This window comes from Martinezella sp. CNPSo 3890 (assembly GCF_057784455.1).
Genome location: NZ_JBXSOR010000006.1, coordinates 176,019 through 191,089, shown reverse-complemented (window position 1 = coordinate 191,089; position 15,071 = coordinate 176,019). Strand labels below are relative to the sequence as shown.

The following is a 15,071-nucleotide window of genomic DNA, read 5'->3' as shown; positions in this document are numbered from 1 at the left end:
TCGACAATCCGAGCGCCATCCAAGCCATCAATGAGAAGACGCAGGCGCCATCAGCGGATCCTTGCCGACTATCTCAATCAAGAAGTCGAGGACCGTCCTGATGCGCAACGGCAGGTTCCGACGCGATGGGTAGACGACGCTGATAGCGACCCGGCTCGGCGGAAAGTCTGGCATGACGTTCACCAGCCTGCCTTCCTCGATGTCGGACCCGACAAGAATGTGGGAAAGTACGGCAATCCCATTGCCAGCCAACACCGCACGGTGGACGGCAACCGCGTTGCTGGCGACGAGGCGCGGCGCGATCCTCACGGTAACGTCCTCGGCGCCATTTGAGAACGACCATGCCCGGCCGTTTCCGGCGCGATTGTAACAGATGCAATCATGAGCGCTGACATCGTCGGGCGTTTTGGGTGCTGCCCGCTCTTGTAGATAGGAAGGCGCGGCAACGAGAAAGGCCGTCGTCCACCCGATTCTGCGGCACATCAGACTGCAGTCTGCGACCGTTCCCAGCCGTACCTCAAGATCGATCCCCTCTTCGACCAGGTCGGACGGTTCCTCGCGAAAGAGCAAGTCGACGGAAAGTCCCCGATGGCGTTCGAGCAGCATCCCGAGCCGGTCGCTGACGTAAAGCCCGAGCGGTGTCGGCAAAGCCAGCCGCACCTTGCCGGCTATGCGCCCGCCATCACGACATGTGGTTTCACTAAGCGCCTCGACCGCTTCGATGACCTTGAGTGCCATCGGGATGATCTGCTCCCCCTCCGCCGTCAGCGCCAGCGCGGTGGTCGTGCGATGCAGCAGACGTGTGTTGAGATGCGCTTCCAGCGCCGAAACCTGGCGTGAAACAGCAGGCTGCGTCAGCCTGAGATCAATCGCTGCGGCGGAAAAGGAGCCAGTCTCCACCACCCGCATGAATGTTTGCAATGCGCATACGATATCCATCCCCACCCCATACTTTTCGGCATAGGCCTTATGTTCGAACCTTAGCCCGGAAGGACTTTACTGTCCAGCTATTAAGGATATCTTTTATCCACAAGGATACTTAATATCCTTAATAACGGAGGCGACCATGACCCAGCGTTTGAATTATGCCCAGCAATCACCGGAACTCTTCAGGAAACTTTCGGAACTCAGCATGGCTCTGAAGGACAGCGCCATCGAACAGAAGATCCAGGATCTCGTTCACATCCGCGCATCGCAGATTAACGGCTGCGCTTTCTGCCTCGACATGCATGTCAAGGAAGCCAAGATCCATGGCGAGAGCGAACTCCGGCTCCACCACATAGCCGTCTGGCGGGAATCCAATCTCTTCATTCCCCGGGAGCGCGCCGCGCTCGCCTGGACGGAAGCAGTGACGAAACTGCATGAAGGTGGCATTCCCGACGAGCTCTACGAGCGCGTGCGCGGCCAGCTTTCCGAGAAGGAAATCTCCGATCTCACCTTCGTAATCATGGTCATCAATGCCTGGAACCGCGCCAGCATCGCCTTCAAGACCGTGCCGGGCTCAGCGGACAAGGCCTACGGCCTCGACAGGGCCGGCCTCAACTGAGCCTCTCAGAAAAGGCTTCGGCAAACGATGGGTGGCCGTTCCAGCGGCTGCGACCAAAACGCTCATGACAATCATTTCAACCGTGGAGCCGGCCAGATCGGTTCCAAGATCTCGATCAACAGGAGACAAACATGGACCTGGACACTTCTCATCCCGTTAAATCAAACCCCGACGAGCTGGTTCCGTCGCGCTACGCGGTACAGATCGGCGATATCGAGGTACTGGTGATCAGCGACGGCGTGTTGCCGCTGCCGACCAAGATGCTGGGATACAATGCCGACGCTGCCGATCGCGCGGCCTGGCTGAATGATATGTTCCTGCCGCAGGACGCTTTCGACTGGGCGTTGAATGCGGTCGTCGTTCGCAGCGGCAAGCAGACCATCCTCATCGATGCAGGTCTTGGCTTGGACCCGGAGTTGAACCTGCCGCGCGCTGGACAATTGATCAAGCGGCTGGAAGCTGCCGGCATCGACCTTGGTTCCGTGACTGACGTGGTGCTGACCCACATGCATATGGATCATGTTGGCGGGCTGCTCGTCGATGGAGTGAAGGAGCGGCTGCGTCCGGACCTCAGGATCCATGTGGCAGCGGCAGAGGTCAAATTCTGGGAAGCGCCCGATTTCACCCATGTATCGATGCCGCCCGGCTTTCCAGACGCGCTCAGGGCTGCCGCCAAGCAGTTCAGAAATGAGTATGAAGATCAGCTGCAACTGTTCGATGATGAATTCCAGGTGGCACCGGGCGTGGTCGTCTCCCGAACCGGCGGCCACACACCCGGGCATAGCGTAGTCCGCGTCGCCTCCGGCAAGGACCGGCTGATGTTTGCCGGCGACGCCGTGTTCGCCGTCGGGTTCGAACATCCGGACTGGCACAACGGCTTCGAACACGATCCGGAAGAAGCTGCGCGCGTGCGCGTCCGTCTTTTGCGGGAGCTGGCCGAGACCGGAGGGCTTCTGGTTGCCACCCATATGCCGTTCCCTTCGGTCGGCCATGTGGCAACCGACGGCGATGTCTTCCGTTGGGTACCGGTGTTCTGGGACTACTAACTCCCTGGTGAGCAAGCGCCGGGCCGGCGTGCAGCTGTTAGGGAGCACCTGGCTCGGCTGAGCGGATGCAAGGCATGATCAGAGCCGGCCCGTCCTTGCAACACAATCACACAGAATGAACGAACAATGCGGTGCGCGAAGCGACCGCAAATGGAGAAGCTCATGAAAATCGTCATCATCGGCGGAACCGGCCTGATCGGTTCGAAGACGGCCGACCGCCTTCGTAGGCAGGGCCATGAAGTCGTTGCCGCCGCACCGAACACCGGCGTCAATACGATTACCGGCGAAGGGCTCGCCGAAGCATTGGCGGGCGCCTCCATCGTCATGGACCTCGCAAATTCGCCCTCCTTCGAGGACAAAGCCGTGCTCGAATTCTTCGAGACGTCAGGCCGCAATCTGGCGGCAGCGGAAAAAACGGCCGGCGTGAAGCATCATATCGCCCTTTCCATCATCGGCGTCGATCGCCTGCCCGAAAGCGGCTACATGTGTGCCAAGGTCGCCCAGGAAAAGATCATCCGCGACTCCGGCATTCCCTATACCATCGTCCATTCGACGCAGTTCATGGAATTCCTAAGCGGCATCGCCCAGTCCGGCACGGTCGGCGATACGGTGCGCCTGTCGCCGGCCTATGTGCAGCCGATCGCTTCCGACGACGTCGCCGACAACATGACCGTCGTGGCGAACTCCGCGGCAATCAACGGCATCGTCGAGATCTCCGGTCCGGAACGTGTCCGGCTGAATGAGCTCGTGGCCCGCTATCTGAAGGCCATGGGCGATGCCCGCAAGGTCGTGGCGGATCCGGAAGCCCGCTATTTCGGCGCAAGGCTGGAAGACGGCTCGCTCGTGTCCGACGGCAATCCGCGCCTCGGCCGCATCACCTTCGAGCAATGGTTCGCAACCTCCGCCCGCAAATGACCGTCCAACTCTTCAGAAAGGAATTCGAGATGATCAAGTCAATTCTCGGCCTCGCCCTCACCGCCCTGCTGTCCACCACCGCCGTCGCACACGCTGAAGGCGAGAAGGATGCCAAGGTCACACTTGTCTACCAACACGAACTGCCGAACGTTCCTGGCAAGAGCATCAAGGGCGTCCTCGTGGAATATGGTCCGGGCGGCTTTTCCTCGGCCCACACCCATCCGAACTCGGCGTTCATTTATGCAACGGTCCTGGAAGGGGCGATCCGAAGCCAGGTCAATGACGGTCCGGTCAAAGTCTTCAAAGCCGGCGAAAACTTCTCCGAGATGCCGGGCGATCGCCATGGCGTCAGCGAGAATGCCAGCAAGACCAAGCCGGCGAAGCTGTTGGCTGTCTTCGTTGTCGACAGCAGCCAGAAAGAACTGACCTTCCCGATCAAGAAATAACCGGAGGCTGGACGGGTGCCGAAGGCGCCTGTCCCTTCCCGGTTTCAGGAAATCATCGTCGGTGAGCCCTATCATGTTTGGCGAACATCATTTTCTGCCGCTCGTCCTGATCAATCTGCTCGGGCTGGCCGGCATTCTCATCTGGCACATCCAGGGGCGCCGTCGTCCGACTGCGCGCCTCGTCGTGCAGATCCTCTTCTTTTGCTGCATGAGCCTCGTGCTCTGGCTTGCCGGAATTTCGCCTTATCGCTTTGACTACGATGAGCTTCAGGATGGCGGCATCCTGCTTGCCAAATCCGCGAGGATCCTCTGGTGGCTGCATCTTGCCTGGACGATGATCGGCTTCCTTCATATCTATCTCACCCTCAACCGCCGGCCGCAGGAGGCGCATCTTCTTCAGGATCTGATCGTCGGCATCGTTTATCTCGGCGTCGCCCTGTCCGTCATCGGCTTCGTCTTCGGCGCACCCGTTGGGCCGCTCATTGCCACCTCAGGCATCGTCGTCGTCATTATCGGCCTTGCGCTGCAGAACACGCTTGCCGATGTCTTTTCCGGAATCGCGCTGGCTCTCGGTCGCGCCTACGTCATTGGCGACTGGATCCAGCTCGCCGACGGCACCGAAGGGCGCGTCGTTGAAACCAACTGGCGCTCCACCAATCTGCTTTCGGGCGGATATAACGTCGTCGTCCTGCCGAACAGCGTGCTGGCGAAACAGGGCGTCACCAATCGCAGCCGCCCTGATGAGTCGCACCAGATCTCGCTGACGATACGAATATCCGCCATACACAAGCCGCGGCTCGTCGAAGAGGTCATGCTTGCCGTCCTGCAGGGCTGCGAAAGGATCGTCATGAACCCGCCGCCGGTCGTCGCGCTCAAGACGATCGACGCAATCGCCATCGAGGTCGAGCTGTTCTTCCGCGTCGCGAGCGCGGCAGGCCGCATGTCGGCACAGAACGAGATCATCGATCTCATCTACGAACATTGCAGGGCGAACGGAATATCATTGGCGATGCCGGCCCAAAGCCTCGTCTGCCCCCCGATAGGCGAACAGAAGGAACAGGCCACTCTCAGGGCGATATCATCCGGCGCGCTCTAGCACCCATTCGAAAGAGCTTTTCCAGAGTTCCGGCGGGATCTCCTTCGACAGGATGCCGACGAGGTCTGACAATTTGACGCTGCGCAGTTTCTCGCGCCACGCTTCGTCGGCCTCCCACATGATGCGCGCCACCGCACAAGGGCTGCTCTCGCAATAGTCCTTCGGGCGGCAGGGGTTGTTGGCGCGAATATTGGTGCATACGAAGGTTCGCTGCCGCCCCTCGACGGCCTCAACGATCTCCAGAAAAGTGAGATCCGCGGGCGCTCTCGCCAATCGATAACCGCCGGAGGGGCCGAGTGTCGTGTCGACAAGTCCAGCCTGAGACAGGCTCTGGAGGGCCTTGGAAAGATATTCCTTGGGAAGCCCATGGAATTCGGCGAGCGCTTTGGTGGAGAGATAGCGGCCCTCAGGCAAACCCGCAAGAATGGCACAACAATGGAGAGCCCATTCGACTTGGCTTTTCAAAATCATAAATTCATTCCAAAGGCCCGCAGCTGGCATATATCTATCAAGGATAAAGAATATCCTTATTTGATCGCCATGTAAATAAATTCCGAGATGCAGATTTGCCTCTCGCATATCGAGCATGCATAAGCGAAACGATCTTCAGGGCTTCGAAAACACCCCTTCCCCATGACGGACTGGGCGGCGGTGGGGAAACGAAATCAACCCGCGCAAGGCGGCAACCTCGACCATTGCGGCCATGCCAGGCGACAGCGGCTGAAGCAAACTATCGACATTTTGATAGATCGAGGCACAACTGCCCCCTCTTGGAGCACCTTTCACTTTGACTTAGATTGCCGGCCAATGGCGAAGCCTGTTGGATCTGGCGAATAAGGCGAGGTCACCCCCCGGGGACCTGATCAGGATTTATATGAAGCGGACAAGAATTGAGGATATAGCCAAAGAGGCGAAGGTAAGCAAAGCGACTGTAGATCGTGTCATTCACAAGAGAGGCTTCGTCCGCGAGGAAACGGTCAGCAAGGTTGCAGAGGCAGCGCATAAACTGGCCTATTATGCGAGTGGTCTGATCGATCGGCAACTGACCGCACCGCCTGCAAGATTGAGATTTGGCTTTCTGCTCATAAAAGAAAGACAGGAGTTTTATCAGTCTTTCAGCAAAGAGCTGACCCGGGCGGTGGCAGACCATCAGGATTTTCGCGGTGAAGTGATCATCCGATATTCTCCGTCTCAGTCGCCGGCAGACTTTGCGGCAATCATGCGGGAACTTGCCACGCATACTGATGCGATAGCTTGCACTGCGGTCAACCATAGCATCGTCAATGAAGCCGCCCGGAGCCTGCGGCAGAACGGAATTCCCGTCTTCGCCCTGCTGAATGATTTCGGCCACGGCGCGCGTCAAACCTATATCGGTCTCGACAATCACAAGGTCGGACGCCTTGCGGCATGGATGATCGCCATGGCAAGTCGCCAGCCCGGAAAAGTCGCGATTTTTCTTGGCAGTAATCGCTGGCAGGGACACGAATTGAAGGAAGCCGGATTCCGTTCATACCTAAGCCAGTTGCGGACGGATCTCGATATCCTGGAACCGGTCATCAATCTTGAGACAAGAAAGCTCACCCATGAAACCTCCGTCGCCTTGCTTGAGCGTCATCCGGACTTGAGAGGCATCTATGTCGCAGGCGGTGGCATGGAAGGTGCAATAGCGGCGCTGCGGGAAATGCGCGCGCCCGCGGAGGTCGCCCTCATCGTCAACGAGCTCACCTCTGTCAGTCGCGCAGCCCTTTCCGACGGCTATGCGACAATGGTCATCGGCACGCCCTTGGCACAGCTTTGCCGGGACACCGTCGAACTGATGGCACAAAACGTGCTCCAGGGTCGCGTTCAAATGCCGGATGCGCATTTTCTAGAACCGCAACTTTTTTTACCTCCTTCCATTTGAGAATGAGGTGAAACACCTCAAGCGGAAGGCGCAAGAAACCTCACCGATGCGCTAATCCAAATTCCACCTGATTGCGCGCGACGGATCCTTTTGGCATTGCCTAGAGCCGCGTGACGCTCCGCCGGAGCAGCAATATCGGGATATTGGGAGGAAACATGTTCTGGGCACTCAATCAGATTACGGCACCAAATCTTAGCTACACCGATTTCCTCGACCTGTCGGTTGCTCTCGGCTGCCAGGGCGTAGAGGTTCGCAACGACCTCAAGCGCCAGCTATTTGACGGCCTTTCGCCGGCCGAGGCAGGTCAAATGGTTCGGGAGCGAGGTTTGCGGCTCGTTGGCCTGTCCCAGGTCTATCCGTTCAATTTCTGGTCGGATGATATCGAGCGGAAGGTTCGGGATCTGATTGCAATCGCCAGGGAAGCCGGCGCTGAAACCATCAGCCTGATCCCTCGAAACGAGGGGATCGGTACCGCGGCGCAGGAGCGCAAAGCCAATCTCGAAACGTCCCTTGCCGCCATCTTACCTCTTCTTGAAGAGGCGGACCTGGTCGCACTGGTCGAGCCATTGGGGTTTCAACGTTCCTCACTGCGTTACAAGGCAGAGCTCGTGGACACGATCAACGCGCTTGGGGCAGCACACCGCTATAAACTCGTCCATGACACATTCCATCACGCCCTGGCGGATGGCGGACCGATTTTTGCCAGCCACACCGGGATCGTCCACATATCGGCTGTCGTCGATCCGACGTTGCAGCTGAACCAGATGGAAGACGAACACCGGGTTCTTGTCGACGGATTGGACCGACTGGACAATGTCGGTCAGATCAAGGCTCTTCAGGCTGCCGGATATGTCGGACCGATTTCCTACGAATGCTTCTCTCCCCTGGTGCACGACCTCGCCAACCCACGAGAAGCGATCCAAGCCTCGTTTGATTTCATCGAATCGGCCCTAAAGGCCGGATGATCGCCGAACAGGCGATGCGAAGGAGCCTGCCGAGCTTGGCTGCGGCCGGCTCGGTCCGATCTCGTGTCGATAAGATCGAGGTCCTTGTTTTGGCCCTTTCGCGTGAGCAGCGGCGCTGCCAACGCGACCCTGCCATCGCCGGCTTCCTTCATTCAAATATTCTCGGAGATATAGATCTCGAACGGAAAAAAGGTCTGGCGCGCGGTCATTTGCGCGCTTCCTTCGACTGAACTCACCATTTGCGCGATGAGCTCTCGGCACAGAAGAGGCAGTGGAGTGCAAATGGCCATGGCAACTGTTCCATCCATCAGTGCGCCCTTACTCTCGGGGACAAGCTCGTTGACGATGAGGGTAACATCGCCTGCGCGGTTTTCTTCCCGAAGTGCGGCGATCGCCCCCTCCATTCCGCCGCCGGCGACATAAAGACCGATAAGGTCTGGATGCTTCTGCAGAAGATCGAGCGTCGCCTCATGCGTGACGTCGACGGCGTCGAAATTGATGAGCGTTTCCAGCACTTCGAATTCCGACGCATTCTCGCGGAAATAGGAGCGAAAACCCACCTCTCGCAACTCGTGGCCGTGAAAGCGGTGGCTGCCTACAAAACACGCCACTTTGCCCGGCTTGCGAGCCGTGCGCGCGATCGTCCAGGCAGCAGATCTACCGACCTTTCTGTTGTCGAGGCCGAGATATCCTTCCCGAACACCAGCAGCAAAGTCGGAAAGTACGGAAAAGACCGGGATCCTCTTTTCCTTGAGCTCATCAACGATCGCCTCGACAGCCGGATAATCAGGGGCGACGACGGCCACGGCCTGATTACGCGCTGCCAGCGCTCGCATTTTCTCCACGATCGCGCTCGGTGTCGAGACAGCCGGATAGTCGATTTGAACCTGCAGCTTCGCTGCCGTCATCGCCGCCGCAGCCGCTTCGATCTCTTTGGCAAAGGCTTGATAAAATGATTGCGTGGGCTTCTGCAATAGGAATGCGAGTTGATAGCGTGGCACGTCTTCGAAGACGCGCTGACGCAGGAGGCCGACAGCGTGATAGCCGATTTCCTGCGCCGCTTCATAGACGCGCCGTGCCGTCTGTTCGCGAACCGGAAGGCGTCCGTTCAGCACGCGGTCGATGGTGGCGACACTGACGCCGGACGCCTTGGCGAGATCCGATATGGTGGGGCGACGCATGGCGGCTCCTGATGGAATTTATCATTCCTGCGTTATCTTAATGATAGGTTCTGATAGATTCCATCATTCCTGCATTGAGGCAAGCAAAAAGTCGATCTATCGTTTCCAGCATTGAGAGCGAGGCGCTATCGCGCATCGCGGGAGGCAGGGATGACGACGATAATCAAGCGTGACTATGATCTGCTCGGCGCAAGCGGCAAGCTGGCGGTTGAAACGGGGCTGGCTGCCGCCGAATGGTATCACACGGATGTCGCGCGCAAGGATATGAAGGCGTTGATGCAGCGCTCGGATGCGCCTGCGATCCGCGACACCATCATCTGGCTCGGCAGCATGGCGGTTTTCGCTGCACTGGCCGTCTATTTCTGGGGATCATGGATCTGTGTCCCCTTCTTCTTGGCCTATGGTGTGCTCTACGGCTCTGCCTCGGATAGCCGCTGGCATGAATGCGGCCATGGCACGGCGTTCAAGACGCGATGGATGAATGACGCGGTCTATCAGATCGCCTGCTTCATGATCATGCGCAATCCGGTGACCTGGCGTTGGAGCCACGCGCGCCATCACACCGATACCGTCATCGTCGGCCGGGACCCGGAAATTGCCGTCATGCGGCCGCCGGATCTCCTGCGCCTCGTCCTGAATTTCTTCGGCATCCTCGATGCCTGGTACGCCATGGTCGACATGCTACGCAATGCTGCCGGCTTCGTCAGCGCCGCGGAAAAGACCTTCATTCCCGAGATGGAGCAGCCGAAAGCGATCCGCATCGCCCGTATCTGGCTTGCGATCTACATCTTCACCATCGCATCAGCGATCGCCATGGGCTCGATCCTGCCATTGATGCTGATCGGCCTTCCCCGGCTCTATGGAGCGTGGCATCACGTTCTGACCGGCCTGCTGCAACATGGCGGCCTCGCCGACAATGTCATCGATCATCGCCTGAACAGCCGCACCGTCATGATGAACCCGGTCAGCCGCTTCATCTATTGGAACATGAACTACCATGTCGAACATCACATGTTTCCGATGGTGCCCTATCATGCGCTGCCAAAGCTGCATGCGATGATCAAGCATGATCTGCCGGCCGCCAATCCATCCATCTGGTCCGGCTATCGCGAGATGATCCCGGCATTCCTGCGGCAATTGCGCAACGAGGACTATTTCCTGAAGCGCGAGCTGCCGCCAACGGCGCGGCCCTATCGTGAAGAGTTCCACGGCGACCTGCCGGCTGCCGCGGCACAATAACATCGACATTGCGAGGGAGGAAAACATGAGCAACTGGATCGAAGTCTGCGCCGCTGGTGCAATCGACGAGGAGGATGTCATCCGTTTCGATCATGACGGGCGGACTTTCGCTATCTATCGCAGCCCCGAGGATGATTATTTCGCGACCGACGGCCTGTGCACGCATGAAAAGATTCATCTCGCCGATGGCCTTGTCATGGACACCATCATCGAATGTCCCAAGCACAATGGCCGCTTCGACTACCGCACCGGCGAAGCCAAGGGCGCTCCGGTCTGCGTCAATCTGCAGACCTATCCGGTCAAGGTCGAGAACGGCACCGTCTTCATCGGGCTCTGAGGAGGCTATCGTGGCGCATTTCGTCATTGTCGGAGCCGGGGAATGCGGCGCCCGCGCTGCCTTCGCACTTCGTGAAAAGGGATTTGAGGGCGACATCACCCTCATCGGCGCCGAGCCGCTGGCCCCATACGAACGCCCGCCGCTTTCGAAGGGCGGATCGGATGAGGCGCTCGAGCCAAAATTCGTCGCAGCATTGGAGCGTTACCAGGAGCAATCGATCGACCTGAGGCTCGATACGACGGTGACAACGATCGCTCCCTCCACAAAGACCATCAGGCTTGCGGGTGGGGAAACGCTAAGTTACGACAAACTGCTGCTCGCAACTGGTGCTTCGGCACGCAAGCTTCCCGGCACCGATGGCACCTCTCATCGCATCCGCATGCTGCGGACCCATGCGGATGCGGTGGCTTTGCATGCCGTGCTCAATCCCGGACGGCACATTGCCATCATTGGCGGCGGCTTTATCGGTCTTGAACTGGCGGCGACGGCACGCAAGCGCGGCACCGACGTCACTGTAATCGAGGGGCTTCCGCGGGTGTTGAAACGCGGCGTGCCGGAGGAGATCGCCGAGGCAATTACCGAACGGCATCGTCAGGAAGGTGTCGATATACGCTGCGATCAGATCATCGAAGCAGTGCAGGAGGACGCCGACAAGGTGGTGGTTCGCATGGCGACCGAGGACGTGATCTCCGCCGATCTGCTGCTTGTCGGTATCGGTGCCTTACCGAACACCGCGCTTGCTATGGAAGCTGGGCTTACGATCGACAACGGCATTGCCGTCAACGAGCGATTGGAGACCTCGATGGCCGATATTCATGCGGCGGGCGATTGCTGCTCCTTTCCGCTGGCGCTCTATGGCGGAAGGCGTGTCCGCCTCGAATCCTGGCGCAATGCACAGGAGCAGGCCAATCTCGCCGCCGCCAACATGCTGGGAGAAGGTGCGGAGATATCCGCGGTGCCATGGTTCTGGTCCGATCAGTATGACTTGACATTGCAGATCGCCGGCCTTGCGGATGAAGCGGTCGCCCATGTACGGCGCGACCTCGATGACGGGGCGTTCATCCTCTTCCATCTCGGCGCGGACGGAAGGCTGCTCGCCGCCAGCGGTATAGGACGCGGCAATGCCATAGCGCGCGATATCCGCCTTGCCGAGATGCTGATCGCCGCCCGGGCGCATCCGGATCAAGCTGCTTTGGCGGCGAGCACGATCAAGCTGAAGTCGCTGCTTGCGGCGTAACTATCCATATCGAGGAACATCCAATGCAAAAGCACAATCGTCCGACGGTTGCCGATCTCCTGTCGCTCAAAGGAAAGCGACAATTGACAATGCTGCGCGTCACGTCACTTGAGGAAGCGCAAGCCGCCGAGAGAGCCGGCATCGATATGCTTTCTGTCCCACCAGCGCTTTTGGGCCCCTCTTTCCGTGAAGCCGCGCCAAGCCCCTTTGCAATACCGGGCCTGGAATATGGCGACTATGTCTCGGCAGAAGAATATATGCGGGAGGCATTCAAGGCACTGAAAGCCGGAGGCGATGCCGTTTATTGCGCTGCAAGCCTCGCGATCATTCGACGAATGCGGGATGAGGGAATTCCCGTCTGCAGCCACGTTGGCCTCATTCCGTCTAAGGCGACATGGACGGGCGGTTTTCGCGCCGTCGGAAAAACGTCGATCAGCGCTTTTGAAATTTGGCGCCAGACCAAGGCGCTGGAAGAGGCTGGCGCCTTTGCCGTCGAAATCGAGGTTGTGCCTGGTGACGTTGCGGCCGCCATCAGCCAAAGGACATCGATGCTGATGATTTCGATGGGTGCGGGAACAGGATGTGACGCGCAATATCTGTTTGCCGATGATGTCCTTGGCAGCAATCGCGGCCATCGCCCCCGCCATGCGAAGGTCTACCGCGATTTCGCGGCGGAATTCGATCGGCTGCAGAATGAGCGTATTGCCGCCTTTGCCGAATTTGCCGATGACGTTCGTTCCGGCGCCTATCCGGAGAAGGGACATCAGGTCGCAGTCGACAGGCAAGAGCTCGAGGCGTTCCTGCATATGATCGCCGAGCAAACTCTTTAATCGCACCTTAGGCTTCGGGTGAAGCATTTACACATCGAATTGGGCTATCTCGAATGAAAACCTATGTATTGACAGTGACGTGCCAATCGACGCGTGGGATCGTTGCGGCGATCTCGAACTATCTGGCCGGGCAGGGCTGCAACATCGTCGATTCCAGCCAGTTCGACGATCTCGATACCGGCAAGTTCTTCATGCGCGTCTCCTTCATCTCCGAGGAAGGCGTGGGCCAGGCAGCGCTCGTCGAGGGCTTCAAGCCGATCGCCGAAAAGTTCGCCATGGATGCCGAGATCCATGACGAGAAGAAGCGCATGAAGGTGCTGCTCATGGTCTCGCGCTTCGGCCATTGCCTGAACGACCTGCTCTATCGCTGGAAGATCGGCGCATTGCCGATCGACATCGTCGGCGTCGTCTCCAACCATTTCGATTACCAGAAGGTGGTCGTCAATCACGACATCCCCTTCCACCACATCAAGGTGACGAAGGACAACAAGCCGCAGGCCGAAGCCCAGCTGCTCGAGATCGTCGAGCAGACCGGCACCGAGCTCGTCGTGCTGGCCCGCTACATGCAGGTTCTGTCGGATGCGCTGTGCCGGAAAATGTCGGGCCGCATCATCAACATCCACCATTCCTTCCTACCGTCCTTCAAGGGGGCGAACCCCTACAAGCAGGCCTATGAGCGTGGCGTAAAGCTGATCGGGGCGACGGCGCATTATGTGACGGCCGATCTCGACGAAGGTCCGATCATCGAGCAGGACACGGCGCGCATCACGCATGCGCAGTCGGCCGAAGATTATGTCTCGATCGGCCGCGATGTGGAAAGCCAGGTGCTGGCGCGCGCCATCCATGCCCATATCCACTATCGCACCTTCCTCAACGGCAACCGCACCGTCGTCTTCCCGGCAAGCCCGGGCTCCTACGCCTCCGAGCGCATGGGGTAAGTGATGGCGCTCGCGACAGTGATCGACGGTAAGAAAGCGGCGGCTTCGGTAATCGAGGCGGTGAAGGCTGCAGCGGCTGGGCTTGAGGCGGAAGCGAACGTGAAGACCGGGCTCGCGGTCGTCATCGTCGGCGACGATCCGGCCAGCCACGCCTATGTGAACTCCAAGAGCAAGATGGCCAAGGAGTGCGGCTTCAAGTCGCTCCAGCACACGCTGCCGGCGGAGACGACGCAGGAAGAGCTCGCTGCCCTGGTGGCCTCGCTGAACGACGATCCCGCCATCCACGGCATTCTCGTACAGCTGCCGCTGCCGAAGCATCTGAATTCGGATGACATCATTCAGTCGATCAAGCCGGAGAAGGATGTCGATGGCCTGCATGTGGTCAATGCCGGCAAGCTTGCGACCGGCGATCTCGAAACCGGGCTGATCTCGTGTACGCCGGCCGGCGCCATGCTTTTGGTACGTTCGATCCATGGCGAGGACCTGTCGGGTCTGAATGCCGTCGTCATTGGCCGCTCCAACCTGTTCGGCAAGCCGATGGCGCAATTGCTGCTTTCCGCCAATGCGACTGTCACGACGGCGCATTCGCGCACGAAGGATCTGACTTCGGTGGCAAGAGGTGCCGATATTCTGGTGGCGGCAGTCGGCCGTCCGGAGATGGTCAAGGCGGATTGGGTGAAGCTCGGTGCCACTGTCATCGATGTCGGCATCAACCGGATCGAAGCACCCGAGCGCGGCGAAGGCAAGAGCCGGCTGGTGGGCGATGTCGCCTATGGTGAAGCAGCCGAAGTCGCTGCCGCGATCACGCCGGTTCCCGGCGGTGTCGGACCGATGACCATCGCCATGCTGATGGCCAATACCGTCATCGCTGCCCATCGCGCCGCGGCTAAGAAGCCGCCGAGGTTTTGAGGGAGAGAGCTGTTTAGACCACTGCACCATCGAGCTCGTTTATCGGCGACGGCTAAAGTTAATCGACCAGCACGAGGAGCGTTTTTTGCCTCCTAAGCGAGTTCGCTATCACAAGGTGGAGGAGAACTAGGCTTATCCAACTCGACACGAGCAAGCTCAGCCTGCTGCTTCCGATCGTTCCTTGTCAGTCGTCTGATGAGGATCATCGCGCTCATCAAAATTGCATATTCTCCGCGCAAATTTTCAGATCGCTCAATTTTTCATCAACACCACAACACCTGTCTTCGAACAAAATCAACCACTTACGATCTGGCACGCCATTTGCTTCGTATTTGGTTGAGTTGGTGGCTAGGGTTCCGGCGCTTCACATGAAGCGTGGCTGGTCCGAGAGCCACCACCGGCTGGGGGAGAAATCCCACCGGATGCACGGCGGGATAAAAGCCCGGGAGACCTCGTAAGCCAAGGGATTGGCGGCGCGATGGT

The 15,071-nt window shown here is 58.8% G+C and carries 16 protein-coding genes and 1 riboswitch; of the genes, 13 read left to right on the top strand and 3 right to left on the bottom strand.

The annotated features are described in order from the left end of the window. Positions 1-27: 27 nt before the first annotated feature. A complete protein-coding gene (locus AC13RC_RS17175) occupies positions 28-939 on the bottom strand; it encodes a LysR family transcriptional regulator (RefSeq protein WP_113333591.1) in 912 nt (303 codons plus the stop codon). 127 nt (positions 940-1,066) lie between these two features. On the opposite strand from AC13RC_RS17175, the gene AC13RC_RS17170 reads away from it, so the two are divergent. The 5 genes from AC13RC_RS17170 (at position 1,067) to AC13RC_RS17150 (ending at position 5,049) form a co-directional block, all read left to right on the top strand. Continuing rightward, positions 1,067-1,546 carry a carboxymuconolactone decarboxylase family protein gene (locus AC13RC_RS17170; RefSeq protein WP_112420551.1) on the top strand — a complete coding sequence of 160 codons (480 nt, stop codon included), beginning with the start codon at positions 1,067-1,069 and terminating at the stop codon, positions 1,544-1,546. Positions 1,547-1,677: 131 nt separating this feature from the next. Further along, positions 1,678-2,592, top strand: coding sequence for an MBL fold metallo-hydrolase (locus AC13RC_RS17165; protein ID WP_183808567.1), 915 nt, complete (start codon positions 1,678-1,680; stop codon positions 2,590-2,592). 162 nt (positions 2,593-2,754) lie between these two features. Further along, positions 2,755-3,507 (top strand): SDR family oxidoreductase, encoded by a 753-nt coding sequence (locus tag AC13RC_RS17160; RefSeq protein ID WP_488557907.1) that lies wholly within the window; start codon positions 2,755-2,757, stop codon positions 3,505-3,507. A gap of 29 nt (positions 3,508-3,536) precedes the next feature. Then, the gene (locus tag AC13RC_RS17155; RefSeq protein WP_145323900.1) at positions 3,537-3,953 is read left to right on the top strand and encodes a cupin domain-containing protein; all 417 of its coding nucleotides are present in this window, start codon (positions 3,537-3,539) and stop codon (positions 3,951-3,953) included. Between the two features lie 73 nt (positions 3,954-4,026). Further along, the gene (locus tag AC13RC_RS17150; protein ID WP_488557973.1) at positions 4,027-5,049 is read left to right on the top strand and encodes a mechanosensitive ion channel family protein; all 1,023 of its coding nucleotides are present in this window, start codon (positions 4,027-4,029) and stop codon (positions 5,047-5,049) included. On the opposite strand, the gene AC13RC_RS17145 is transcribed toward AC13RC_RS17150, so the two are convergent. Beyond that, positions 5,032-5,520: an RrF2 family transcriptional regulator gene (locus AC13RC_RS17145; protein ID WP_113333586.1), complete on the bottom strand. Its 489-nt coding sequence runs from the start codon at positions 5,518-5,520 to the stop codon at positions 5,032-5,034. The genes AC13RC_RS17150 and AC13RC_RS17145 overlap by 18 nt on opposite strands. 403 nt (positions 5,521-5,923) lie before the next feature. On the opposite strand from AC13RC_RS17145, the gene AC13RC_RS17140 reads away from it, so the two are divergent. Both AC13RC_RS17140 and AC13RC_RS17135 read left to right on the top strand, forming a co-directional pair. Beyond that, the gene (locus AC13RC_RS17140) at positions 5,924-6,952 is read left to right on the top strand and encodes a LacI family DNA-binding transcriptional regulator (RefSeq protein WP_488557906.1); all 1,029 of its coding nucleotides are present in this window, start codon (positions 5,924-5,926) and stop codon (positions 6,950-6,952) included. A 155-nt stretch (positions 6,953-7,107) separates the two neighbouring features. Then, the gene (locus AC13RC_RS17135; protein ID WP_145323904.1) at positions 7,108-7,917 is read left to right on the top strand and encodes a TIM barrel protein; all 810 of its coding nucleotides are present in this window, start codon (positions 7,108-7,110) and stop codon (positions 7,915-7,917) included. A gap of 152 nt (positions 7,918-8,069) precedes the next feature. Here the strand turns inward: AC13RC_RS17135 and AC13RC_RS17130 are convergent, their stop codons facing one another. Further along, complete coding sequence (locus AC13RC_RS17130; RefSeq protein ID WP_488557905.1) at positions 8,070-9,098, bottom strand: LacI family DNA-binding transcriptional regulator; 1,029 nt, start codon at positions 9,096-9,098, stop codon at positions 8,070-8,072. A gap of 150 nt (positions 9,099-9,248) precedes the next feature. Here AC13RC_RS17130 and AC13RC_RS17125 point away from each other — a divergent pair, with 150 nt between their 5' ends. Genes AC13RC_RS17125 through folD form a run of 6 tightly spaced genes read left to right on the top strand, consistent with a single transcriptional unit; the run spans position 9,249 to position 14,588 of the window. Then, a complete protein-coding gene (locus tag AC13RC_RS17125; protein ID WP_488557904.1) occupies positions 9,249-10,337 on the top strand; it encodes a fatty acid desaturase family protein in 1,089 nt (362 codons plus the stop codon). Between the two features lie 25 nt (positions 10,338-10,362). After that, positions 10,363-10,674 (top strand): MocE family 2Fe-2S type ferredoxin, encoded by a 312-nt coding sequence (locus tag AC13RC_RS17120; protein ID WP_488557903.1) that lies wholly within the window; start codon positions 10,363-10,365, stop codon positions 10,672-10,674. A 10-nt stretch (positions 10,675-10,684) separates the two neighbouring features. Then, complete coding sequence (locus tag AC13RC_RS17115; RefSeq protein ID WP_488557902.1) at positions 10,685-11,911, top strand: NAD(P)/FAD-dependent oxidoreductase; 1,227 nt, start codon at positions 10,685-10,687, stop codon at positions 11,909-11,911. 23 nt (positions 11,912-11,934) lie between these two features. Next, positions 11,935-12,741, top strand: coding sequence for a 3-methyl-2-oxobutanoate hydroxymethyltransferase (locus AC13RC_RS17110; RefSeq protein ID WP_488557901.1), 807 nt, complete (start codon positions 11,935-11,937; stop codon positions 12,739-12,741). 53 nt (positions 12,742-12,794) lie between these two features. Beyond that, positions 12,795-13,679 (top strand): formyltetrahydrofolate deformylase, encoded by an 885-nt coding sequence (purU, locus tag AC13RC_RS17105; protein WP_145635585.1) that lies wholly within the window; start codon positions 12,795-12,797, stop codon positions 13,677-13,679. 3 nt (positions 13,680-13,682) lie between these two features. After that, on the top strand, positions 13,683-14,588 hold the full coding sequence (gene folD / locus AC13RC_RS17100) for a bifunctional methylenetetrahydrofolate dehydrogenase/methenyltetrahydrofolate cyclohydrolase FolD (protein ID WP_488557900.1): 906 nt from the start codon (positions 13,683-13,685) through the stop codon (positions 14,586-14,588). A gap of 337 nt (positions 14,589-14,925) precedes the next feature. After that, a riboswitch (guanidine-I (ykkC/yxkD leader) is annotated at positions 14,926-15,039 on the top strand. Positions 15,040-15,071: the final 32 nt, after the last annotated feature.